The organism is Shewanella sp. Sh95, from assembly GCF_001308045.1.
In the GTDB taxonomy this organism is placed as follows: domain Bacteria; phylum Pseudomonadota; class Gammaproteobacteria; order Enterobacterales; family Shewanellaceae; genus Shewanella; species Shewanella xiamenensis.
The window spans coordinates 132998-158781 of record NZ_LGYY01000276.1 but is presented as its reverse complement, the minus strand read 5'-3'; the positions used below and the strand labels follow the sequence as shown (position 1 = coordinate 158781).

Genomic DNA, 25784 nt, shown 5'->3' with positions numbered 1-25784 from the left:
CGCTTTATCACGGATAAATTATCGACCGAAAAAGTGTTTAGATTTCAAGCAACCAGCGATTGTCTTTAAAGAAATGGTATTGGCTGCTTGATATTGGCGAGTGTCGCACTTCGCAGTTGAATTCGGGTGGAATCAGCGTTACCAGTAACAGTTTTATCTGCTGAAGATATTGCAAAAACAGGTTTAAGTGATGTTTCTGCTGTTTTAGCACAAATGCCATTTAACACTGCCGGTAGCTTCATTAGCGATGCAGGTAGTTCTGCAAGTAACCATGCTAGCTCAGGTATGCGTGGTTTAGGCTCAAACCGTACGCTAACCTTGATCAACGGTCGCCGTATTGCGCCATCTGCTACATTTGGTGGTGATGCCACTAACCTCAATTTAATTCCAATGGATGCAATTGAACGTATTGAAATTTTACGTGACGGTGCATCAGCAATTTATGGTTCAGATGCTATCGGTGGTGTAATCAACATCATCCTTAAGAAGACTTTCGACGGTTTAGCATTTGATGCCAAATTTGGTAGCCCAACTCAAGGCGGAAGAGATGAAAAGTCGGCTTCTATCACTTTTGGTAATACCAGTGATAAAAGCAGCAGCTTAGTAATCATCGAACACAAGCAATTTGATCCACTGCAAGGTGGCCAACGTCCTCACTTAACCGCTAACTGGGATAAGAAATACGGCCGTAGCGGCTTGTATGCGCCAGAAGGCACATATCGTCCAGTTGAATCTCGTCCAGTGAAAGGCGCAGATGGCACATTCGGCACACCTGTCTATACAGGCTTACAGGTTCCAGGTAAAGATTGTCCAGCCGATCGCATTGTAACCACCAAAGACGGTTCAGCTTGTGGTTTTAACCAGTTTGACGGTACTGACTATCTCCCAGATCAAACAAAAGACTCTGTATTCTCAAATATGACTTACCGTATTACTGATGAATTAGAGTGGTTTGGTCAAGCTATCGTAATGCGTGATAAATCCATCACATCTTCTACTGCGCTGTGGACTCCTAACCTATACATAGCAGCCGATAACCCATTAAACCCAACGTTCGGCACAGCTAATGCGTCAGAAGTTCAAGCTTATCATCGCTTGAAAGGCGTAGCAGACCGTTCAACGGAATTCGACTCAAATGTAGTTGACATAGTAACAGGTTTAAACCTTGAGTTAGATGCAGGCTCTCTGAGCTGGTACGTTCAATACTCAGATCAAATTGTAAACATTGAAACTGACTCTTATGTCTTCGAAGATAAGCTGCAAGAAGCGGTTGATAAAGGTTTGTATAACCCATTCGTTGAAGGTGGCAACGCAACTCAAGCCACTTTAGATACTTTCTTACACACAGCTACTCGTAAAGCAACCTCAAATACAACCGGCACCGGATTGTCATGGGCGGCACTTGCTCCAATTTCCTTACCTGGCGGTGACTTAGGTTATGCTGTTGGTATGGAATACCAAAAAATTGAATACAAAGATTCCCGTGACGCTCAACAAGCAGCAGGTAACGTATTAGGGACTTATGGTGGTGATTCTGCTGGCGATAGAAGCTACAAAGCGGCATTCGTTGAGTTAGAGTTACCAGTTTTAGATCACTTGAACGTGAAGCTCGCAAGCCGTTACGACCAATATAGCTTACCAGATGTTGGTCAGCTTTCTAGCTCTGTAAACGTACGTTACGAAGCCTTAGATAACTTAGTGCTACGTGCATCTTATGGCCAAGGCTTTAGAGCACCGTCACTAGATGACCTGTTAGGCAAACCAGCAACCAGTTACGACAGAGTCACAGATACTACTCTGTGCCAAAGTCTACCACCTGATCAACAAAACGGTAATCCTGCTTGTGAAGATAACCAATATCTGCGTAAGAGTTCAGGTAATAAAGACCTAGATCCAGAGAAATCTGCTCAATACTCTTTCGGCGCAGTGTGGAATATTACTGAGAATATCGATTTTGTTGTTGATTACTACAACATTGAAATCACTGATCAAGTAAGCTACATCGGTGCACAAACTATCGTTGACTTAGAAGCAATTGGTGGCTTAGGTGCCTATGACCCTAAATACATCTATGTTAAACGTAAAGCTGATGGCACTATCGATGAGATTGGTGCAGGCAACATCAACATGGACGGCGTACAAACTTCGGGTCTTGACGTATCTTTCACGTCAAACTTCGATTTAGGGGAAATTGGTACATTTAAGTTTGCAGTTGAAGGTACTTATGCCCTGGAATACACCGAACAAGCAAGCCCAATTGCTAAACGTTATGATGTGTTAGGGACTAAAGGTTATCCGCCACTACGCTTCAACACGACATTTAGCTATGCAATTGATGACTTCTCTGCATCTTTGATTGCTAAGTACATTGATTCTTACGATGGTGAAACGCCACAACAACAAGAAGTTGGCACGAATAAACAAGACTTCTCATCTTTCACCACGTGGGATCTGACACTGAACTACGACTTCGACAGCTACGGTAAAGTCACTGTAGGTGCTCGTAACCTGTTTGATGCAATGCCAACTGTTAACTACAGCTTAGGCTATCCAGGATACGATACAGATACTCATAATATCTTAGGTCGTGTCGTATTTGCAGGATACAAAGTGAAATTCTAATTTCCCTTTAGGAAGATAGGAAACCACAACAAAAACGGCATCCTCGGATGCCGTTTTTTTATCTGCTGTTTAACCAATTAACTGAGTTAACCTTAGCGCCTATTTACCCCGCTGCTTCAGGTTACCCCTAGCGCCTAGCTAAATTCTCGCACCTAGTTAAATCCAAGATAATGCGCGCCAATCACCAGTACGCTTGAGACCAGCATCAGCAGCAGCATAAAGCGCCATACAAATTTCAGCCAGTTACCCCAATCGACGCGGCATACGCCAAGAGTGGCCATCAAAGACGCTGAAGTGGGCACTATGATATTGGTGAGGCCATCGCCTAATTGAAAGGCCAATACCGCCACTTGGCGCGTCACACCAACAATGTCAGAAAGAGGTGCCATCAGTGGCATAGTCAAGGCAGCCTGCCCTGACCCTGAAGTCACAAAAAAGTTGAATACAGATTGAAACAGCAACATAAACCACGCCGAGAGCGCATCAGGCAGATGGCCAATCACCCCGCCAGCACTGTTAAGTACCGTATTTAACACACTCGGTTCAGTCGGTGCACCGCCGCCAAGGAGCAGTAAAATCCCCGAGGCACATCCCACTAAAAGAGCTGGCTCTAACATGGTTTTAGCGCCGTCCTTAAAACTCTGCGCCACCTTGTTAAGCGTCAATCCATTAAGTTTAAACACACAGCCAATGACGCCAGCTACCATACCCATGGTAAAAAACTGACTGGCAATCTCAGGGATAAACCAAGCTTTTACCACTACACCCCAAATCACCCATACCATAGTGAGCACTAACAATGCTAAAACCAGTATATCGCCAAGATTAAAGCGACTCTCTAATGTCGTATTGGCATGATGCTCTCGAAAATAAGCATCGGACTGAAAACTATGGGATAAACTGGGTTGCTGCTGAATGCGATGGGCGTAACGCATGGTAAAAACAATCCCGATCAAGGTGAATCCAAGCCACATAGGAAAGCGAAACTCACTGCCTGAAAGAACCGGTATTCCCGCAATACCCTGGGCAATCGCCACACTGAAGGGATTCATCCAAGAACTGGCAAAACCAATTTGAGTCGCCACATAGGTCACCATCACAGTGGTGATGCCGTCATAGCCCAAACGGATCATTAATGGGCAGATGATAATGGCAAAAGCTATGGCCTCTTCTCCCATGCCAAACACGGCGCCACCAAGGGAAAACAGCGTAAATATCACCGGAATGAACAACTTTTCATTGCCACGGGTTTTATCGATTAACTTTAAGATGCCGTTATCTATGGTGCCTGTGGCCATCACCACTCCAAAGGAGCCGCCAATCACCAGCATAAACATGATCACGCCAATCGCACTGCCCCATTTAGATCCTGAAGTTAGGCCCTCAAAGGCGAAGTTAAAAAAGCCAACCCCGCCCTCGCCTTTAAACAATGCCACAGGTTGCAATTTAGGCTCGCCCGCAGCATCCAATTGATAGGCAAAAGAAGTAGGGTCGACCACCGTCCGCGCTTTATCGACACCATCAGCCAGATAATGCACCTCTTGGGTTTGAAACGACCCGATGGGGATAAAGTAAGTCATTAATCCCGCAAGCAATGCCACAAAAAAGATGATCACTAAGGTATCGGGCATTTGAAATGGTGAGGGAGTGTGTGAAGCGGATGATGCCGGAGCAGTCTGAGCTGCTTCTGTTGGCTGATTCGTCGAAGGTGGAGTCGTCATAGATGCGCCATTTTATGTCAAACGGAAAAGGCCGCACTATAAACTAAAGCGCTGTAAATCAGTATATAAAATCTTCATTCACTTGCATGAATATGCAAAATGGTCACATCTATCACAAACAAGTAATCTGCATAAAAAAGCCTTTGCGGTGAAAAAAACAAAAAAATGCCCAGTAAAACTGGGCATTTCTATAAGCCTAAGGTAAACAGTCACTCAAGGAACACTTACCACAAACCTAAGCGACTGACTCGCTTAGTTACAAACTCTCTTACTTACTCTCTTGGCTATTTTTCGCCTTTTCAGTATGCAATGGTGACGCGAAAAAATGAGCCTGATGGGATTTTTGTGGATCGGGTAAGGCAAGTTGTCCTTGTTCAATCCACCAATAGCCGAGGCCAACAATCACGCCGCCGCCGACGATGTTGCCTAAGGTCACAGGAATTAAGTTATTGAATACAAAATTTGTTACGGTTAAATCGGCAAATTGTTCTTGGGTAATACCTAAGGAAGCAAAAAACTCAGGACTTGCCACAGCTTGAATTGTTATCCCAAACGGCACCATAAACAGGTTTGCAATGCTGTGCTCAAAACCGCTACTAACAAACATGGCTACAGGTAGGATCAATAAAATGGCTTTGGTTAGCGATTCTCGGCTGGCGAAGGTCATCCAAATACCAAGACATACCAGCATATTACATAAAATACCTAAGCTAAATGCTTGAATCCATGTATGGTGCAGCTTATGTTGTGAGACCTTTAAAGCATTTAGCCCCCAATTTCCGCCATCAAGCTCATATAAGCCCGCCGCCATAATCAAGCCGACCATCAACATGGCGCCGACAAAGTTGCCTAGGTAAACTCGCGTCCAGCATTTGAGTAACTCACTGGTAGTCACTTGTTTTTGCGCCCAAGCCACACTGCTTAAGACTGAACTAGTGAACAGCTCGCCGCCGCAAATCACGACCAAAATTAACCCTAAGCTAAAGGCGATACCGCCCACAAGACGTACTAAGCCCCATGCACTATCGCCCGCGCCCGTGGTGACGGTCAGGTAAAACACAAAGGCTAAAGCAATAAAGGCACCCGCAAATACCGCTAAACCAAAGGATTGCCAAGGCGCCTTAACCACTTTACTTTTGCCATAGATTTCGGCTTGGTGATAACAACTAAAATGCGAAGAAACCTGCACAGGCTCATAGCCATTTGATGATGTCTGTGGAGCGTTAGCATGTGAGTCTTTCATAACCGTACTCCCAAACCCGATAAACAAACGCGAACTTGCAACATAGGTCTCTCCTACAGCGCCGAGGCGCAGATCAAACCAATCAAAATTTACATTAAGACTTGCTTAAATGATGACTCACTAAAGTCACGCTTTGTAACATACAAATCGTATTCGCCGTGAAGCAGAGTTTGCCAAAGCGTGATGTTATTCACAGGTAAAATGTAAAATTTTTGAAGAGGCAAACACAAAAGGTTAATTGGTCATACCAATTTTGTTTGCATTTTGCCAATTTATCACCGCCCATCTAAGCATTATTCACTGACTAGATTAAGCAGATTTAACCTTATACAGAGTGAGTGAAGCATAAGTATCCTTCACTGAGATGGCGGGTTGTTGACTAAGTGCTGTAATCTTTTAAATAGCGGCTCAACAAGAAATCACAGTATTCGAAGCCCGACACAACAATATTCCGCATCAACATCCTTATCTTTAAATGCTTTAGCACCGCCAAGCATTCCGTATAATCAGGCCTTTTTCATCCCAGCTTTACCTGCCCATTGGAGATTAAATCGTAACCATTAAAAATCAATCGATACGGTGATAGCTTTCGCCGATTAAAAGCGCGACAGTCTGTTAAATAAGCGATAGCTTCAGCCCGCAATGGGCCAACAAAAGCGTGCTTTAATCCTTATTGTGCTAAAAAAATGCTACCTCGCTAGCAAATTTAAGATTAACAGAGTACAAACTCGCCCGTTTAAGATGCGAGACAGTAAGAGCTATGTTAATATGCTTATGGATAATTGGTCTTACCAATTTATAAAAAGAGTTATCGATAGCCGATAATCCACGTTAAACGTATATTTGTCATCTTATCGGGTATCAATAGACAGACACTTGGCGCGATAAACATCCCCAAGTTCCAGTTCCCATCATAGGGCGTCATCTTGAAGGGAGCTTTAATCAGGAAATAGCAATTGGCCTATACTCAACATGGCTTACCCCATGAGCGCCAATGACCTTTATCTCAACCAAAAGGTATTAGTACGATGACCGACAAAACTGAACTGTTTGCCAACGCATGGGAAGGTTTTACCCCTGGCGATTGGAAATCTGAAGTCAATGTACGTGACTTTATTCAACAAAACTATGCTCCCTATGAAGGTGACGAGTCATTCCTAGCCGGTGCCACCGAAGCCACAACCAAGTTGTGGGACAAAGTGATGGAAGGCATCAAGCAAGAAAACCGTACCCATGCGCCAGTTGATTTCGACACTAAGATGGTTTCAACCATCACTTCCCACGACGCGGGTTATATCAATAAAGATTTAGAAACTATCGTTGGTTTACAAACTGATGCGCCGCTCAAACGCGCTATGTTGCCTAACGGTGGTATTCGTATGGTGGAAAGCTCATGCGCCGCCTACGATCGCGTACTAGATGAAGATGTTAAATACATCTACTCAGAACTGCGTAAAACCCACAACCAAGGCGTATTCGACGTCTACACCCCAGAAATCATGGCGTGTCGTAAATCCGGTGTATTAACCGGTTTACCCGACGCCTATGGCCGTGGCCGTATCATCGGTGACTATCGCCGTGTTGCACTTTACGGTATCGACTTCTTAATGAAGGATAAATTTGCCCAGTTCAGCTCACTGCAAGCCCAGTTTGAAGCCGGCGAAGATTTATCTAACGTTATCCAACTGCGTGAAGAAATTGCCGAGCAGCACCGCGCACTGGGCCAAATGAAGAAAATGGCCGCAAAATACGGTTTCGATATTTCTCGCCCAGCAACCAATGCTAAAGAAGCTATCCAATGGACTTACTTCGGTTACTTAGCTGCGGTTAAGAGCCAAAACGGCGCAGCCATGTCTTTAGGCCGTACTTCAACGTTCCTGGATATCTATATCGAACGCGATCTGAAAAACGGTGTTATCACTGAGCAACAAGCTCAAGAAATGATTGACCATTTCGTGATGAAACTGCGTATGGTGCGCTTCCTACGTACTCCAGAATACGATGAGTTATTCTCAGGCGATCCAATTTGGGCAACCGAATCTATCGGCGGTATGGGCTTAGATGGCCGTACACTGGTGACCAAATCAAGCTTCCGCTTCTTGAACACGCTATACACCATGGGCCCAAGCCCTGAGCCAAACATCACTGTGCTCTGGTCTGAAAAACTGCCTATTGGCTTTAAAAAGTACTGCGCAAAAGTGTCTATCGACACCAGCTCAATTCAGTACGAAAACGATGACTTAATGCGTCCAGATTTCCAATCTGACGATTATGCAATCGCTTGCTGCGTGAGCCCAATGGTTGTGGGTAAACACATGCAGTTCTTCGGTGCTCGCGCTAACTTAGCCAAAACCATGTTGTACGCAATTAACGGCGGCGTTGACGAAAAACTGAAAATCCAAATCGCGCCAAAAGCCGACCCAATCACTGACGAAGTGCTGAATTTTGATGATGTGATGAATCGCTTAGACGGTTTAATGGATTGGTTAGCAACGCAATATGTCACAGCACTGAACGCTATTCACTACATGCACGACAAGTACTCCTACGAAGCTGCGCTAATGGCGCTGCACGACAGAGATGTACGTCGCACAATGGCCTGTGGTATCGCAGGGCTTTCAATCGCAGCCGACTCACTGTCAGCCATCAAGTACGCTCAAGTTAAACCTGTACGTGATGAAAATGGCATTGCCGTTGACTTTGAGATCAGTGGTGACTATCCAAAATTTGGTAACAACGACCCACGTGTTGACGATATCGCCTGTGACTTAGTTGAACGTTTTATGGCGAAAATTCGCGACCGTAAAATGTACCGCAACGCGATCCCAACTCAGTCAATTCTGACCATCACCTCGAACGTGGTTTATGGTAAGAAAACCGGTAACACACCAGACGGTCGTCGTTCAGGTGCGCCATTTGCACCGGGTGCAAACCCAATGCATGGCCGTGATGAAAAAGGCGCAATCGCCTCGTTAACCTCAGTGGCTAAACTGCCTTTCGCCCACGCTCAGGACGGTATCTCTTACACCTTCTCTATCGTACCTAATGCTCTAGGTAAAGATGAAGATGGTCGTCGTACCAACTTAGCAGCGTTGATGGACGGATATTTTGCCCACAACGAAGGACACGAAGGCGGTCAACACTTGAACGTGAACGTGATGAACCGTGAAATGCTCGAGGATGCGGTTGTCAACCCAGACAAGTATCCACAACTGACCATTCGTGTTTCTGGTTATGCAGTTCGCTTCAACTCACTGACTCCAGAACAGCAACAAGATGTGATCACGCGTACGTTCACAAAAGGTCTGTAAGCTAAATTAGGTAAGGCTGTAGTACAATGTGCTACAGCCTCACTTATTTCAACAGGAGTCACAATGGCAGTTACCGGTCGGATCCACTCAGTGGAATCCTTTGGCACAGTGGATGGTCCAGGCATACGGTTTATCACCTTTATGCAGGGCTGTTTAATGCGCTGCCAATATTGCCACAACCGTGATACTTGGGATCTCGATGGAGGTAAGGAAGTACAAGTCGACGAGTTAATGAGCCAAATCATTAGCTACCGCCCCTTCCTCGATGCCAGCAACGGCGGCGTCACCGCTAGCGGCGGCGAAGCCATATTACAAGCGGAGTTTGTCGCCGAACTCTTTAAAGCCTGTAAAAAAGAAGGCATTCATACCTGTTTAGATACTAATGGCTTTGTGCGTAAGTACACACCAGTGATTGATGAGCTACTCGATAATACCGATCTGGTTTTGCTCGATATCAAACAGATGAATGACGATAAACACATTGAACTGACCAAGGTTAGCAACCACAGAACGCTGCAATTTGCCGAGTACCTCGCCAAACGCAATCAGCCAACTTGGATACGTTATGTGGTCGTGGGTGGATTTACTGATGATGAAGCCTCGGCATTACAACTGGCCGAATTTATCAAACCCATGAAGAATATTGAAAAAGTAGAACTCCTACCCTACCACGAGCTTGGTAAACACAAGTGGGAAGCGATGGGAGAAAGCTATCAACTTGATGGTGTCGCACCACCTAGTCGCGAAACCATGGAAAAAATTAAAGCCGTGTTTAGCTCACAGGGGATTAACGCGGCATATTAAGCGTCAAGGGAGGCTTAAAGCTCCTCCCAATAACTGGCATCTAAGCGCTCAAAGGCTATTTTTAAGATGAGCGCCATATCAAGGTAACACGCCTTAGCGCCCAAGGATTGGCAATGAATGCCCATGGCAGACAATTTCGCACTCAACTGATTACTCCAGTCGAACAGCGATAACGGTAATGGATGGCGCGCACGCCAGCCTAGCCATAATAAGCCCTGCAATGGCAGGCTGATAAAAAACAACGCGATAGTGAGTGCTTGGGGTAAAAATCCCCAACCATAGGTATAGAGCTGACTCACGCTCGCTAAAATTGCCAATACTGGCATCACCAGAATGGCAAGCTGAGTGGCGCGTACCACCCGATACTCAGGAAAATACAAACCCAGTTGTCTAACCATAGGCCACGTCTTCATATAACGACGACCGTCACCTAAGGTTTTGAGAATATTGAGACTCAATTTTAGACACCTACTACAGAGGAATACTGCTTTTACCATAGCACAATCTGGCACTACGCCCCAAGACTGTGATGGCAAATTACTCGCGTGTTCCCAAGATTTTGAATCGTTAACTTAAACACAATGGCAAAAGGTTTACACATGTCTAATAAACTGGTTTTAGTACTCAATTGCGGTAGCTCTTCACTCAAATTTGCCGTCATTGACGCGCAAACAGGTGACGATCAGATCTCTGGCCTAGCCGAGTGTTTTGGCTTAGAAGACTCGCGCATTAAATGGAAAATCAACGGTGAAAAACATGAGTCCTCTTTAGGTGCATTCACCGCTCACCGTGAAGCCGTTGAATTTATCGTCAATAAAATCCTCGCCGGTCAACCTGAATTAGCCGCACAAATTCAAGCCGTAGGTCACCGTATCGTACACGGTGGAGAAAAGTTCACCCGCTCTGTGATCATCGACGAGCATGTGATCAAAGGTATTGAAGAATGTTCTTCACTGGCACCGCTGCATAACCCTGCGCACCTTATCGGCATTCGCGCCGCCATTGCGTCTTTCCCTAAACTGCCACAAGTGGCGGTGTTCGATACTGCGTTCCACCAAAGTATGCCAGAGCGCGCTTTCATCTACGCCCTGCCATACAAATTGTACCGTGAGCACGGTATCCGCCGTTATGGCATGCACGGCACTAGCCACCTGTTTGTCAGCCGTGAAGCCGCTAAAGTGTTGAACAAGCCTTTAGAAGAAACCAATGTGATCTGCGCGCACTTAGGTAACGGTGCCTCTGTGACGGCGGTTAAAGGCGGTAAGAGCGTTGATACCTCAATGGGACTGACGCCGCTTGAAGGCTTAGTCATGGGCACACGCTGTGGCGATCTCGACCCATCGATCATCTACCACTTAGTACACCAACTCGGTTACACGCTGGAAGAAGTCAACAACCTGATGAACAAGCAAAGTGGTCTGCTGGGGATTTCTGAACTGACTAACGACTGCCGTGGCATCGAAGAAGGTTATGCCGATGGTCACAAAGGCGCAACCTTAGCACTGGAGATTTTCTGCTACCGTCTAGCGAAATACATTGCTTCTTATACTGTTCCACTTGGTCGTTTAGATGCCGTAGTCTTTACTGGCGGTATCGGCGAAAACTCCGACATCATCCGCGAGAAAGTACTCAACATGCTGCAAATATTTAATTTCCATGTTGATAGCGAGCGCAACAAAGCGGCACGCTTCGGTAAGAAAGGCATTATCACCGCCGACAACAGTACTGTCGCCATGGTCATCCCAACCAACGAAGAGTGGGTTATCGCCGAAGATTCAATTAAACTCATTAGTAAATAATAAGACTCATTAAGCCGTTTGCGTCGTCAAACGGCTTTATTATTAGTGACCTACAACTAACAAACACAAGCAAATCCGCAGAGACTACTCTGCCAAAAACCATCGAACTTAGAGGTTTTTATGTCTCGAAATATTATGTTAATCCCCATAGGTACAGGAGTCGGCCTGACCTCCTTAAGCCTTGGTATGGTGCGCGCATTAGAGCGCCACGGGGTAAAAGTCCAATTCTTTAAGCCTATTTCACAGCTTCGTCCGAATGATAACGGTCCAGAACGCTCAACCACGATTTTAAGCAAATCGCCAACGGTTAATCCGTTAGAGCCCTTCGATATGGCCCATGCTGAAGCGTTGATCCGCGCCGATCAAACCGATGTGCTGATGGAGCAAATCATTGCCCGCGCCGCAGAATGCGCCAGCAACACCGAAACCCTGATTGTTGAAGGTCTGGTACCTACCCGCAACCATCCCTTTGCCGATGACGTTAACTACGCTATCGCTAAAGCCATGGATGCTGACGTGATTTTCATTGCCACTCCTGGCAGTGATACTCCAACAGGGTTAATGAATCGCCTCGAAATTGCCTACAACTCTTGGGGTGGCAAAAACAACAAACGTCTGATTGGTGCCGTGATCAACAAGATTGGTGCACCAGTGGACGATGAAGGTCGTGCACGCCCAGACTTATCAGAAGTGTTTGATCATCAAGGTGTACAACGCTCTGATGCCTCTATCATGTTCCAACTGCCAGGTAAGAGCCCACTGCGCATTTTAGGTAGCGTGCCTTACAACCTAGACTTAGTCGCACCACGCGCCTCTGATTTAGCTAAACACTTACGCGCACGGATTCTTAATGCCGGTGAGATGAATATTCGCCGTCTACGTAAAGTCACCTTCTGTGCTCGCAGCTTGCCTAATATGGTCAACCATATTAAGACAGACTCCTTACTGGTGACTTCAGGCGATCGCTCCGATGTGATCGTATCAGCGTGTCTTGCAGCCATGAACGGCGTGAAGATTGGTGCCCTGCTGCTGACTGGTAGCTACGAGCCTGAGCCAGAGATCCTTAAACTCTGTGAACAAGCTTTTGAGACAGGTTTACCGGTTTTCCTGATTGATACCAATACTTGGCAAACCTCATTAAATATCCAACGCTTCGACCATGAAGTGCCTGTCGATGATGCCGTTCGTATCGACTTAGTGCAGGAATATGTCGCTAGCCATATCGACCAAACGTGGATTGAGAGTGTCACGAAAAACTCTCCGCGGGAACATCGCTTGTCACCACCAGCGTTCCGTTACAAGCTAACCGAGCTTGCCCGTGCCGCCCACAAAACCGTGGTGCTGCCTGAAGGTGATGAACCTCGTACGATCAAAGCCGCGGCCATTTGTGCTGAACGTGGTATCGCGCGTTGCGTGCTATTAGGTAAAAAAGATGAAATTCTGCGTATAGCGGCGCAGCAAGATGTCGTTCTGGGTGAAGGCGTTGTTATTGTCGACCCAGATGAAGTACGTGATCGCTATGTAGAGCCAATGTTGGATCTACGCCGTAGTAAAGGCTTAACCGAAGTCGTTGCCAAAGAGCAGTTAGAAGACAACATGGTGCTCGGCACTATGATGCTGGCACAAGACGAAGTCGATGGCATTGTCTCTGGCGCGGTTAACACCACCGCCAACACCATCCGTCCACCGCTACAATTGATAAAAACAGCCCCAGGCTCGAGCCTTGTTTCTTCCATCTTCTTTATGTTGATGCCAGATCAAGTGCTGGTTTACGGTGACTGCGCGATTAACCCCGATCCTAATGCTGAACAACTGGCCGATATCGCGATTCAATCGGCAGAATCTGCTAAAGCCTTCGGTATCGAGCCTAGAGTAGCGATGATCAGCTACTCAACGGGTAACTCAGGTACTGGTTCAGATGTGGATAAAGTACGTGAAGCCACTCGTATCGCCAAAGAAAAACGTCCTGATCTGGTTATTGACGGTCCACTTCAATATGACGCGGCCGTTATGCCAAACGTGGCTCGCTCTAAGGCACCTAACAGCCCTGTAGCAGGTCAAGCCACTGTGTTTGTATTCCCCGACCTCAACACGGGTAACACCACCTACAAAGCAGTACAACGTAGTGCTGACCTCATCAGCATTGGCCCAATGCTACAAGGTATGCGTAAACCTGTGAACGACTTATCCCGCGGTGCGTTAGTGGATGACATTGTCTACACTATCGCCCTCACGGCAATTCAAGCGTCACAAAACGATGCTAAAAAATCGTAAATTAAGCTAACAACACGCTCAACCTAAAAGCACTGACTTGTTCAGTGCTTTTTTATTTCCAGAGGCAAATGGTCGCAAAATAGACAGCATTAAACGCTTAAATTAAAGCCAAAATACGGTGAAAATGTTGCTGATGAAAAACAAATGCTGTGAATAGACTGGAAAGTTTTATAAAAATATCCACAAGGAAAGGCCAGAAATAAGGCTTAACAGAAAGGCGTCACTTTTTAACCAGCCAATAAAGCGCTAGAGTATCAGACACTTATAAAGTATCCATCTAGTCTTCAACATACTTTTCCACAGATTCTGTGGATAACCTAAAAAGCGAATCCTTTAAGGTATGCCACAACCATTAGACAGGAGTCAAGACATTCTCGCCAAAGATGCCCATTATTACAAAACTTGAACATAGCCGCTAAAATCGCGATACTCGTGACAAATTCCTATAACTAAAAGCCATGAGAACCTTATTTTTCCTTTCATTACTGTTTTTGTTTGGCTGTGGCGAACCCACAGACAAAGAACAACACGTGCTCACGCCCGAAGAAGTCAGCCTAGGCTTTTTTAGCGCCATTTATGTTGACCGAGATGTCGAAAAAGCCAAGCAGTATGTCAATGAGCAGCTCAAAGAGGTACTCACCCACTACTATATCGCTGCCGCAGTACAACGTAATGTGCTTAGCCTGTCTATGACTAATGTCGAAATGGAAATTGATGATATTGATATCGACTTTTTCCGTAAATTTACTAAAGACGTCTTAGTAGTCGTCAAGATGAAGGGCTTAAAGGGAGGGCAACCTTGGATTGATGACAGAACAATTCGCCTGCATAAAATAAGCGGTAAGTGGATTATCGTTGAGATTATGCCCGAAAAACGTAAGGTCAATGGCTAATAGGTTGATAACGCATCAAACGAATATCCGAACTCAGATAAAAAAATAGCAACCCCAAGGTTGCTATTTTCATGTGCTTGTATTTGTTACTTCAGACTCAGAATTGTCCTGTAAGCGAATGGCTTACAGAACTTAGACCGCTTCTTCTTCGTTCTGCGCAGGTAAAGACGTCATCACATCGTCTTTAACTTGGTAGTAAGCGTTTTCGTATTCATGAACTTCCATAACAACTCCTGCTCGATTTTGTAAGGTCGCAAAGGCATGTCGTTCTATGCAGACATTTTGCCCATGAGGAAAGGGAATTTCCGTGGCGCTGAGTATACCAAAGCAAAATCAACAATTACAGAAAACTTTCAGTTTTGTTTCCAACTTAAAGATGAAATCGGTGCTTTATCATCTAAAATGCCAAAAAGCAGTATTAAACCATGAAAGACTTTCAGCCGGTGTAGGATGATGTGCTAAAGAATTGTGGTTGATAAATAAAGCATATTAGAAGATGAGTGCAAACTGAGAGCAATTGCGTAGAAAGATAATATCGATGCTATAAAAGTAGTCATCAAGGCCACTTAACCCTGATGACTACTGTAGTTTACGCTTTTAAACGATACCGCAGCACCTTTAATGATTTCTCCTCAGAGATGTCTGCAAAGGATGCAGGGTTAGGTAAACGTTCAAGGTATTCAAGCTCAGGAGCCGCCTCCGCAACCTGCTGACGCAAAAATTGAGTGTCAAGCTCTGGCGCATTTAAGCAAAGCAAGACTTCAGCATTATCGGCTAACAACTCGGGTAAATGCCTGAGCAAACGCACATAATCCTTAGTTGCTACAAAACTGCCCTTTTGATTACTCGGCGGATCAGCAACCACGATGTCATAGGGGCCTAACTTACGCAATTTACCCCACGATTTAAAAATATCGTGCCCTAAAAAACGCGCGCCAGCGGTAAAGCCATTCAGCAGATGATTCTGCTTACCTATCGCAAGTGCCCCCTTACTCATGTCCATATTCACCACTTCATCGGCGCCGCCCTGCAGTGCTGCCACCGAGAATCCACAGGTGTAAGCAAACAAATTCAGCACTTTCTTGTGGCGTGCATTGGCTCTCACCCATTCGCGGCCATTGGCCATGTCGAGGAACAAACCGTGGTTTTGACCACGCAGTAAATGTACCTGATACCTCGCACCATTTTCAGTCACGATATGAGGCTCTGGCACGTCACCCGCCAGTAATTGACTAAAGGTTTCGCCACCACTGCGGTATTGATACACCAAATTTAATGGCTGATTGGGTTGTATCACTTGCCAACGTGCCGTAATGGCCTGTTGGCAAAGGGCGAGCTCAGCTGCCTCAAGGGCCGAAAAACTGGTCAATAACAATACGGGCGCGAACCAGTCTAAGCAAAGATGCTCGCAACCTGGATAATGTCCACCGCGGCCGTGGAATAAGCGCGTGGCATCTTCACTGACTTTTATTGTCGCCAGTGCATCTATAAAACCTTGCATTATCTACTACTTCTTATCAGTTGAATGAGTATCGACAGGTTCAGAAACCGGAGTAGTGCTTGTCGATTGGCTCACCAGTTTATCATCCACATCATCGGACAATAAAATGGCTAACCAGCTACCACTCTTACTGGATTCAAGGGCAATTTTAACCACCATGGTTAAGGGAACCGACAACAACATGCCAACAGAACCCAACAACCAGCCCCAAAAAATTAACGATAGAAATACCACTAAAGTGGAAAGCCCGAGACCGCGGCCCATAAATTTAGGCTCGACCACATTGCCCATCACCATATTCGCGCCGATGTAAAGCAGCGCGGTTCCGCCTGCTGCGGCAGGGCCTAATTGGATAAAGGCCAGCAATACAGCAGGAATAGCGGCAATAATTGAACCGATATTGGGAATATAGTTGAATAAAAAGGCGATAACCGCCCAAAGCAGCGCGTAATCCACACCGATAAAGGCCAGTCCAATACCGACTATCAAACCCGTCGCTAAACTAACGAGGGTTTTAATCACCATATATTGATTTACCGATTGCAGAAAACGGTCAATCTGTTGCAGGCGCATATCCGGGTCATCCAAGGCCAAGTGCAGTTTTTTCGGTAAAGACTGCGCTTCAAATAGCATAAAGACGATGGTCAGGATGATAAGGAACAAATTCGCCATCACATTACCCACACCCGACAACATATTGGTGGTCATAGATAGCGCCATGCCAGGGTCAAAATAGGCTAACACTTGCTCCTTAGAGATTTGAATATTGAGTGCCTGTAACTTATGTAGCACCCAAGAAAACTGCTCCACCAGCTGATCGCGATATTGGGGCAACTGCTTAGAAAACTCATTGATTGAACTGCCCACTAAAGAGGCGAGCCATAAGCCCATCAACACGATAAACCCCATTAGCAGGATCACGGCAAGCCATTTAGGCAACCTATATTTAGTCATCAAGACAATCGCAGGATTACAAATCACCGCAATAAAACAGGATAAAACAAAGGGAACAACAATCGGGCTGGCGGCCTTTATCCCTGCCAAAATAATCACTACAAAAGCCATAACTGCAAAACCTTTATAGGCGGCAGTCGGCGAATTGGATCGTGTCATGGAGTAAAAATCCTTCTTGATCTTCGATAAAGTTGTTAGGCTAGCCTAAGAAATGTCTCAAACTCAATCACCTAAGCATTAGATACTAGATTGTTATTATGAAACCAGAAACCGCGATTATACGCATTAAAAACTTAAGACTGCGCACTTTTATCGGCATAAAAGAAGATGAAATCCAAAATAGGCAGGATGTAATCATTAATGTCGTTATCCATTACTGCGCCGCCAAAGCTCGCAACAGCGATAATGTCGATGATGCGCTTAATTATCGTACTATCACAAAAAAGATCATTGAGTTGATTGAAAACAATCGCTTCTCACTACTTGAAAACCTTACCAGCCAAACCTTAGCCATTGCCAGCGAACATCCTTGGGTTGAATTTGCCAGTGTCGAAATCGATAAGCCCCATGCCCTGCGCTTTGCTGATTCGGTATCGATGGAACTGTGTTACCAAAAAAATCAATAAAGTGATCCCCACTTGTCCGTTGTCGTATATTGCTTATAAGGTTTGAAATAAAAGATAGCCACCCTCACCTAAGGATTTGACGATGAAGATTTTGATAACGGGAGCAAGTGGGTTTATTGGTCAGCAATTAGTGGCCCATTTAGCCAACCATCACCAACTGTTATTGCTGACTCGCCATCCTGCCAATAGTCGGCAATTATTGGGCCCACAGCATCAATATCTAAGCTCCTTAGACGAAATTGATGATTTGAATCATATCGATGCCGTGATCAATCTCGCCGGAGAACCGATTGTTGCTAAACGTTGGAGTGCGCAGCAAAAACAACGCATCTGCGATAGTCGCTGGAATATCACCGCAAGACTAAGCCAACTGATTTTGCAAAGCAGTAATCCACCTCAGGTGATGATAAGCGGCTCTGCAATTGGCTTTTACGGCCGTCAAGGCGCGAATACGATTGACGAACACGCAGCCCCAAACCCTGAATTCAGCCATGACATTTGTAAAGAATGGGAGCGACTCGCGCTAGAGGCTGCAACTAAAACCCGTGTTTGTATCCTACGCACGGGTATAGTGCTTGGGCATGGCGGTGCGCTAGCTAAAATGCTCCCGCCCTTTAAACTCGGCCTTGGTGGGCCTATAGGCCATGGTCGTCAAGGGATGAGTTGGATACATATCCACGATATGGTGGCCCTGATCGACTTTCTACTTTGTCATGAAACTTGCCAAGGCATATTTAATGCCACAGCCCCCCATCCTGTCAGTAATGCTGAATTTTCTAAAACTCTTGGTAGAGTATTAAACCGTCCAGCCTTTATGACAGCACCTGCACCAGTTTTACGACTCGCAATGGGTGAAATGGCGGATCTGCTGATCGAAGGCCAATTTGTTCTCCCCAAACATGCGCTCGACGCAGGCTTTAGTTTCCGTTTTACTCAACTTGAGCCAGCACTTAAAGACCTACTCACAAGTTAATCTGTTATATGGCGCCATTCATACCCCGTAACTGGCTTGGTAATAAAATGTTATCAAGCCAATCGACAAGCGTTAATATGATACTGAAGAATGACTTAGAAATCAGAGATAAAAAACCAAGTATAGAATTTGTTTATCAGCTTAGTGCAACAAGGCTGATTAGACCGATTTGGCAACAGCATCAAAACATAAATACAACACAATGATTCTAAAGACTATTTAGCGACATGAACCCATTTTTCTGTTACACTTTCGCCTCTTGCTTATCGATATTGTCGTGTTAGCTCCCGCACTGAAGCACAGTTAACGCCCCAAGCAAGACCATTATCTTCAGTATTCGCCCACTCGGTGGCGATGCTGATCAACTATACCAATACGGTTCATATTCGCGCTTAATATTTCTTCTCCAACCTTGGGGATTGACAAGAATCGGTCCTTAGATCGCGCGTTTAACACTTAGCATTAGCGAGAGCTAAACAATGAGATGGGTCACCCTAACTCACCTTGAGTCGAGCGGTATTCCCACACAAACCATTTGTAAGGAACTATCATGCACACCACTTACACAATTGGCGAACTCGAGTCGTTCTTAATTGCTATCTTCGTGCTGTTTATTGGCCATTCCATCAATCGCCATGTGCGTGTTTTTAAACAATACAATATTCCAGAGCCTATCGTAGGTGGACTGGTCATCGCCGCAGTCGTTGCCTTTTTACATTTCCAAGACATCACTCTCATCTTTAGTTTACCCATGCAAAATACCTTAATGCTGATGTTTTTCAGCACCATAGGTTTATCGGCTAACTATAAGCTACTGCTTAGTGGCGGCAAGAAAGTGTTTATCTTTCTCGGCGTGGCCTCGGTCTATATTATTATTCAAAATGCGGTTGGCGTGAGTCTCGCGAGCCTCCTTGGTTTAGACCCTATCTTAGGACTTATTGCAGGCTCGATTACCCTCTCTGGCGGCCATGGAACAGGTGTTGCTTGGTCACAAACCTTTGCCGAAAACTACGGCATCAACACCTTAGAACTTGCCATGGCGGCGGCCACCTTTGGCTTGGTCATGGGCGGTATTATCGGCGGCCCTGTCGCGCAGCGTCTCATTGGCAAGCACAATCTGATATCTAGTTACGGCATGGGCCGTAAGCACCACGCCACGCATCCACAACTGGTGACCTATGATCAGCTCGAAGAGGACCAAGTCACCGCCAAGACAATCATCGAAACCCTGTTTGTACTGCTGATCTGCGTTGCGGGGGCAAAATGGTTTACTGTGTTTGTCAGCGAATATCAGCTGAATTGGCTCAAGATGCCAGACTTTGTCTATGCCCTGTTTCTTGGCGTTATCATCGCCAACATCACCGAAGTCACCCGTGGTTATAAACCGCATACCGAGAGTATCGATGTAATAGGCACAGTGGCACTGTCGTTATTCCTTTCTATGGCATTGATGAATCTCAAGTTGTGGGAAATTTTAGATCTAGCGATCCCACTACTTATTATCCTGTTGGTGCAAACCGTCGTGCTGGCGCTGTTCGCCTATTTTGTAACCTTTAAAGTGATGGGCAGCAATTACGATGCAGCAGTGATCACTGGCGGTCACTGTGGCTTTGGTATGGGCGCCACCCCAACCGCAGTGATGAACATGGGCGCACTGGTATCGCGCACTGGCCCTTCTCCTCAGGCCTTTATGGTGGTACCGATTGTCGGCGCCTTCTTTATCGATATCGTCAATTTGATTGTATTGCAGGGCTACCTCAGTTTTATAATGTAACCCTACAAGGCTTTGTAATGAAATGAACGGTAAAGTCATCATCGTTGTCATCCAATGATAGAAACGATTTCACCGCCAATAAAAAAAGCACTGGTTTATGCCAGTGCTTTTCATTTTACAAATGGGGTGTTACAGCGTTTGCCTCAGCTCCAAACTGACCTCATCTTAAGTGCCCACTTTTAATAATTCAGCGCAGGATTGATTGAGTAATTGGCGGCAGCGCCATACCCCCAGCAGCGCGACCAATAAGGCGCCGCAGACTGGGGCAATCCCCCACCAGGGCCAGTGCATATACACGTTCAGCTCAAACACTTGGGTCTTTAACAGATACAGCGCAAATTCCGCCACTATCACTGCAAGCACACCAGCAATGCCCCCCAGTAAGGCAAATTCAAGCCCAGTGGCACTACGCAGTAACCAGCCCGAGGCGCCAAAGGTACGCAGCACCGCGAGTTCACGCTGGCGCGTCGCCATTCCCGCCTCGGTTTGGGCGATAAGCACTAAGGAACTCGCTAGTAAGACGAGGACCAAAACCAGCGTCAGCGACAGGGACACCTGCTCAATGATCTGCCGCAATTGCCCCACCATGGCGCCAACATCGATAATCGATACCGTAGGAAACTGCTGAATAAGTTCGAGGATCACTGTGTTCTTTGGTGCGCCACTCCCTTGCACATCCGCATTTTTGTCGTCGAGGTAAAAGCTTGCCATCGAGGTATAGGCAAAGGGCGCCAACGCTTCTTGGGTGAAGATCATAAAGAAGTTTGGCTGTAATGTTTCCCAGTGCACGGCACGAATACTGGCGACCTTAACCCTTAGCTCTTGGTTATCAATCATATAGGTCAGCGTATCACCCAGTTTTAGCCCTAAACGATCGGCAACACCGGATTCCACCGACACCTCATCAGCAGCTTGATTAAAATGCCCTTCAATCAACTCGTTGTTGGCAGGCAAGCTATTGCGCCAAGTGAGATTAAGCTCGCGGGAAATTCCTACTCGTCCCTTCTCTCCGGCCTCGGCCTGCTCATTAGAGATCAAGGTCTCACCATTAATTTGCGTCAGCCGGCCACGAATGACGGGGTAGATATCCGTGGCTGCTATGCCCTTTTGTGCCATAAAGTCGTTTAATGGTTTAGCATCATCGGGGGCGATATTGACCAAGAAATAGTTATGTGCATTCTCGGGCAGCTGTTTTTGCCACTCGTTGAGTAAATCCTGTCTAAGCGCCAAAATCGTCAGTAACAATACCAAAGCCGCACTAAAGCCCACCAATTGCACCGCATTTTGCCGCGCACGGCGGCGTAACCCCGCAAGTGCCAGTTGCAATGGGTTGGTGGTTTTCATGCCGACACTGTGGCCAAGGCGGATCATCACAAAACCTAAAATACTGAGCAATACGCCGAGTAGCAGCACAGCCGCGACTACCGTCAGTGTCAGCGCCCAGCTTTGGGAATACAAATATCCCAACAGGGCCATCGCCCCTAAACTTAAGAGTAAATGCAGCCACATGCCGAGCTGCAAGCCTTCGAGTTGCCTTTGTAAGACTCGCAGTGGCGGAATCGCCAGTAAACGCATTAAAGGATAGGCCGAAAACATAAAGGCGCTGATAAGCCCAGTGCTGATCCCAAGCAGTAGCGGCCGCGTCAACGGCGGCGAATAGGCAGCGATTTCAGGGGGTAACAGTTGATTAATGCCTAAATCCAGCAGTGCCCCGCCGATTAACCCCAGCACAATGCCAAACAGCGTCACTAGTAGTAAATGGATGCCGAATAGTCGACGAATTTGAGTTGATGAGGCACCAAAGGTTTTAAGCATAGCCACCACATCATAATGACGTTGGCAGTAACGCTGGGCGGCAATCCCTATCGCGGCGCAAGCAAGGGCAATACCGAGCAAGCTTGCCAGCAGTAAAAAACGCTCCGCCCGCTTCACCGCGCCCGCTATCGGTGAGTCGCCAGACTGCACATCGACCCAGCGCTGGGAATTATTCAGCAGCGGTTTAACGCTATTTTCAAAGGCGCTTAAGGCGCTTTCTTCACCGGCAAATTGATACAGATACGTCACTCGGCTGCCGGGTTGGATAACCCCAGTCTTGGCGACATCTTCAATCCGCATTAACACCACGGGGGAAGAAGCGAACGGATTAAAGCCCGCATCGGGTAAGCGGCTGATTTCTTGACTTAAACGAAACTCACTGTTGCCTAATTCCAGTGTTTGCGGGTATCCCAAGAGTCCCCCTAAGCGACTCTCGAACCACACCTCATCGGCGTGGGGCAAGTCTTGGGCTTTTACATCTTGGCCATTGGCCGCTTTAAGTTCGATGTATCCCTTAAGTGGATAACCGGACTCAACCGCACGCACTGTAACTAACTGAAACTTATCCCCCGCATACACCATGGAATTAAATTGCATATTGGTGACATGCTTAAGGCCAAGCTCCTCGGCCTTGGCCAGAATGCTGGCGTCAATTTGAACGGGAGAGTCGATAATACGATCGGCGGCGATAAACTGAGTCGCTTGTCCGTTGATAGCAACTTGCAAACGCTCACTGACCCGCGCAAGACCGCTAACCGACAGTACCGCCAAGGTAATGGCGAGGATAATCAATAACAACTGCCCCTGTTGCAACTCGCGCTTAAACAGGCGCCATGCCAAATTAAGCTCCATGGGTTAGGCCTCCTTGGCGCTTAATTCAAGGTTGTTATTCACATTGTGCGATTGAGCCGAATTCAACTCTTCCTGCAAGTGGCCGTTGTCCATAACCAGTTGCCTTTGGCAACGCTTCGCCAGTTGTAAGTCATGGGTGACGAGGATGAGCGTGGTGTGGCTCTCTTGGTTCAGCTCAAACAACATATCGGCAATTTTATGGCCGTTAACACTGTCCAAATTGCCGGTTGGCTCGTCGGCAAATAGCACTTTAGGTTCACAAATAAAGGCCCTCGCAATCGCAACCCTTTGCTGCTCACCGCCGGATAACTGTTTAGGTAAATGAGTCAAACGGTGGGATAACCCCACGCGCCCCAGCATGGCCTCGGCCTTCTCCTTGGCATTTTTAACCCCGGCAAGCTCGGCCGGTAGCATCACATTTTCAAGGGCGGTTAAGGTATCAACTAACATAAAAGATTGAAAAATAAAGCTCACTTTTTGCTTACGCAGCGCGGCTTTCTGTTCTTCATTGAGCGGTGATAGGGCCTGGCCATCGAGCCAAATCTCCCCCGCCGTTGGGGTGTCGAGCGCGGCGAGTAAGCCAAGTAGCGTCGATTTACCCGAGCCGGAGGGTCCTAATATCGCAACACTTTCGCCCTGCTTGACATCTAAGTTAATGCCCTTGAGGATAGTGAGCGAACCTTCCTGAGTAGTCACCGATTTTTCGAGGTTAACCACATTAATGGCACTATTTTTTGAAACGACGTTAGACATAGGATCCTTCTTATACAAATCGTTCTTGCGTCAATTGCTAAGATGCAAGCCTATGGCAAAGGCCTTGAGCGCCTGCATCCTGTTAAGTCTATTTATAACCACGCCAGTTCAGGCGGCGAAAGTGTTGATCCTCGGCGATAGCTTAGGTGCCAGCTATGGCATGTCGGAACAAGTAGGCTGGGTGGCGCTGCTGCAAAAAAACTTACCCGAGCATGAATTTACCAACGGTTCGGTGAGCGGTGAAACGACAGCGGGCGGTTTGCGTCGTTTGCCTGCGCTGCTCGATTCCGTTGCCCCCGATTTGGTAGTAGTCGAACTCGGTGGTAACGATGGTCTACGTGGATTCCCCCCGACGCAACTCAAAAATAACCTAACCCAAATCATTACCCTAGCTAAAAATAGCGGTGCTAAAGTGCTACTGACCGAAATCATGGTACCGCCTAACTATGGCCCTCGCTATAGCCAAAAGTTCACCCAAGTGTATCAAGAGATTGCAAAAGATGAGGATATTGACCTTATCCCCTTCTTTATGCAGGAGGTTGCTCCCCATCCAGAGTTGATGCAAAGAGACGGTATTCATCCCAATGAAAAGGCCCAAGAGAAGATTGCCACTTGGATGCAACCTTGGATTGAAAAAGCCTTAACTCAATAAAATCGCTGCAATTTTAAGCTAATAAACAGCTTGCTGATGTAAACTTGTATTTAAGCGATAAAAATATGCTCCAACGCAACATTAACGCCTGAGATAAACAGTAAAATTCGTGTTAGCAAATGGTTAACCCAACAAGGAGTCAATATGTCCCTTAGCCATCAGCAAAAAGTGTACATACCCAAGGAAGCTCGTACCAATCAGTACATCACCGCCGAAATTAAAGTCACGGATGAATTACTGGCGCAATACCCCGATTACCATAGCTGTTATCAAACCTTAAGCCGCATTATTTTTAACTTGGCAGAACAACACGATCTCCGTAACGTCCATGTGATCACTAACGATAAACTGCCAGTCGTGCGTTACCATACCGAAGCGTATTGTTTCCAAACCGCTGAACAAATTCTGTTTTTTTACAATCCCGCCTATCACGAGGCACAAAATCTGTTCACTGCGGACAACTACCGCGCCCGCAAACTGCGTATTGTTTTCTTAGCGACTGGCGATGAAATCCGCAGCAACTCAGCTAATTTCCATACCCGTGTACGGGAGCTATTAAACGAATTAATGCCTAAGCTGCCGATTAACGATCTTAAGGTAAAGATCCGCGACCACCAGCATTTATCCTATGATTTATTCGCCAAATCAAAAGGTAATAAAGAAACCTACGGCTATAAACTCAGAGCCATTGCACCAAGATACAAAGCCAGAAAATGTGACCTGCCGGAAAATGTCAGCTCACTCACCTATGTCACCGTCAGCCTGCCGCTGAGTCGCAAACTCAAACAAGGTTTACTACCAGAGTCAGCAACTGACTTTAGCCCGTTATATCAACACCTTGAGGATAATTTCATCAAGGCGGCTACCAATAAGCAATTAACGCGCTTGGCTATGATCGCCAACGGCTTAACTCCCTTAGTGCGTAACAGTAAGTTTGAAAAACTCGACAGCAAGGCCGAAGTGCAGATGATTGGTTTTGACCCGAACGCAACTGAGCAGCAAGTAATTCGCCGCTGGGATGCTGATAACTTAGTCGAAGCCGCGCATTTTACTATTGTCGCGGGTGCGAAGGACTGTGATGACTCAGGCTATGGCCGTTTTATGAATAACGTTGAAGCCGCATTGAAAACCTTTGCCGCCGAGATTGGGCTAGATCCTGAGCGTGAAGATCTCGTGGTGCGCTTCCACCAACACATTAGCTACCAACTCTAGTTATT

Annotated in this window: 18 protein-coding genes; 11 read left to right on the top strand and 7 right to left on the bottom strand. The window is 46.4% G+C overall.

The genetic code is table 11. From position 1 onward, the window contains the following. Positions 1 to 126 precede the first annotated feature (126 nt). On the top strand, positions 127 to 2622 hold the full coding sequence (locus tag AEA42_RS21370; protein ID WP_231640425.1) for a TonB-dependent receptor: 2496 nt from the start codon (positions 127 to 129) through the stop codon (positions 2620 to 2622). A gap of 152 nt (positions 2623 to 2774) precedes the next feature. Here AEA42_RS21370 and yfcC read toward each other — a convergent pair whose 3' ends face one another. Together yfcC and focA are read right to left on the bottom strand one after the other, a co-directional pair. Further along, a complete protein-coding gene (yfcC, locus tag AEA42_RS21365) occupies positions 2775 to 4343 on the bottom strand; it encodes a putative basic amino acid antiporter YfcC (protein WP_082389689.1) in 1569 nt (522 codons plus the stop codon). Between the two features lie 268 nt (positions 4344 to 4611). Then, entirely contained in the window at positions 4612 to 5586 is a 975-nt protein-coding gene (gene focA, locus AEA42_RS21360; protein ID WP_055648783.1) for a formate transporter FocA, read from the bottom strand. A gap of 1028 nt (positions 5587 to 6614) precedes the next feature. Between focA and pflB the strand changes: the two genes are divergently transcribed. Together pflB and pflA are read left to right on the top strand one after the other, a co-directional pair. Further along, positions 6615 to 8897 carry a formate C-acetyltransferase gene (pflB, locus tag AEA42_RS21355; protein ID WP_055648782.1) on the top strand — a complete coding sequence of 761 codons (2283 nt, stop codon included), beginning with the start codon at positions 6615 to 6617 and terminating at the stop codon, positions 8895 to 8897. A gap of 63 nt (positions 8898 to 8960) precedes the next feature. Continuing rightward, on the top strand, positions 8961 to 9701 hold the full coding sequence (pflA, locus tag AEA42_RS21350; RefSeq protein ID WP_037419790.1) for a pyruvate formate lyase 1-activating protein: 741 nt from the start codon (positions 8961 to 8963) through the stop codon (positions 9699 to 9701). Between the two features lie 14 nt (positions 9702 to 9715). Here pflA and yfbV read toward each other — a convergent pair whose 3' ends face one another. Next, positions 9716 to 10159 (bottom strand): terminus macrodomain insulation protein YfbV, encoded by a 444-nt coding sequence (gene yfbV, locus AEA42_RS21345; RefSeq protein WP_086023991.1) that lies wholly within the window; start codon positions 10157 to 10159, stop codon positions 9716 to 9718. Between the two features lie 141 nt (positions 10160 to 10300). Between yfbV and ackA the strand changes: the two genes are divergently transcribed. From ackA to AEA42_RS21330, 3 genes are all read left to right on the top strand, one after another. After that, the gene (gene ackA / locus AEA42_RS21340; RefSeq protein ID WP_037419788.1) at positions 10301 to 11500 is read left to right on the top strand and encodes an acetate kinase; all 1200 of its coding nucleotides are present in this window, start codon (positions 10301 to 10303) and stop codon (positions 11498 to 11500) included. Between the two features lie 120 nt (positions 11501 to 11620). Then, a complete protein-coding gene (gene pta / locus AEA42_RS21335) occupies positions 11621 to 13774 on the top strand; it encodes a phosphate acetyltransferase (protein WP_037419786.1) in 2154 nt (717 codons plus the stop codon). Between the two features lie 458 nt (positions 13775 to 14232). Next, a complete protein-coding gene (locus tag AEA42_RS21330; protein ID WP_055648781.1) occupies positions 14233 to 14667 on the top strand; it encodes a hypothetical protein in 435 nt (144 codons plus the stop codon). A 589-nt stretch (positions 14668 to 15256) separates the two neighbouring features. On the opposite strand, the gene AEA42_RS21325 is transcribed toward AEA42_RS21330, so the two are convergent. Together AEA42_RS21325 and AEA42_RS21320 are read right to left on the bottom strand one after the other, a co-directional pair. Beyond that, positions 15257 to 16168, bottom strand: coding sequence for a class I SAM-dependent methyltransferase (locus tag AEA42_RS21325; RefSeq protein ID WP_055648780.1), 912 nt, complete (start codon positions 16166 to 16168; stop codon positions 15257 to 15259). A gap of 6 nt (positions 16169 to 16174) precedes the next feature. Continuing rightward, a complete protein-coding gene (locus AEA42_RS21320) occupies positions 16175 to 17281 on the bottom strand; it encodes an AI-2E family transporter (protein ID WP_047537032.1) in 1107 nt (368 codons plus the stop codon). Positions 17282 to 17379: 98 nt separating this feature from the next. Here AEA42_RS21320 and folX point away from each other — a divergent pair, with 98 nt between their 5' ends. From folX to gltS, 3 genes are all read left to right on the top strand, one after another. After that, entirely contained in the window at positions 17380 to 17748 is a 369-nt protein-coding gene (gene folX / locus AEA42_RS21315; protein ID WP_037419769.1) for a dihydroneopterin triphosphate 2'-epimerase, read from the top strand. An 82-nt stretch (positions 17749 to 17830) separates the two neighbouring features. Beyond that, complete coding sequence (locus AEA42_RS21310) at positions 17831 to 18721, top strand: TIGR01777 family oxidoreductase (protein WP_055648779.1); 891 nt, start codon at positions 17831 to 17833, stop codon at positions 18719 to 18721. A 550-nt stretch (positions 18722 to 19271) separates the two neighbouring features. Beyond that, entirely contained in the window at positions 19272 to 20495 is a 1224-nt protein-coding gene (gltS, locus tag AEA42_RS21305; protein ID WP_037426727.1) for a sodium/glutamate symporter, read from the top strand. 165 nt (positions 20496 to 20660) lie between these two features. Here gltS and AEA42_RS21300 read toward each other — a convergent pair whose 3' ends face one another. Beyond that, positions 20661 to 23162, bottom strand: a complete 2502-nt coding sequence (locus AEA42_RS21300; RefSeq protein ID WP_055648778.1) for an FtsX-like permease family protein — start codon at positions 23160 to 23162, stop codon at positions 20661 to 20663. Between the two features lie 3 nt (positions 23163 to 23165). Beyond that, entirely contained in the window at positions 23166 to 23915 is a 750-nt protein-coding gene (locus AEA42_RS21295) for an ABC transporter ATP-binding protein (protein WP_037428583.1), read from the bottom strand. A 52-nt stretch (positions 23916 to 23967) separates the two neighbouring features. On the opposite strand from AEA42_RS21295, the gene AEA42_RS21290 reads away from it, so the two are divergent. Beyond that, the gene (locus tag AEA42_RS21290) at positions 23968 to 24567 is read left to right on the top strand and encodes an arylesterase (RefSeq protein ID WP_037428584.1); all 600 of its coding nucleotides are present in this window, start codon (positions 23968 to 23970) and stop codon (positions 24565 to 24567) included. A gap of 144 nt (positions 24568 to 24711) precedes the next feature. Beyond that, positions 24712 to 25779 (top strand): DUF3083 family protein, encoded by a 1068-nt coding sequence (locus AEA42_RS21285; protein WP_037428585.1) that lies wholly within the window; start codon positions 24712 to 24714, stop codon positions 25777 to 25779. Positions 25780 to 25784: the final 5 nt, after the last annotated feature.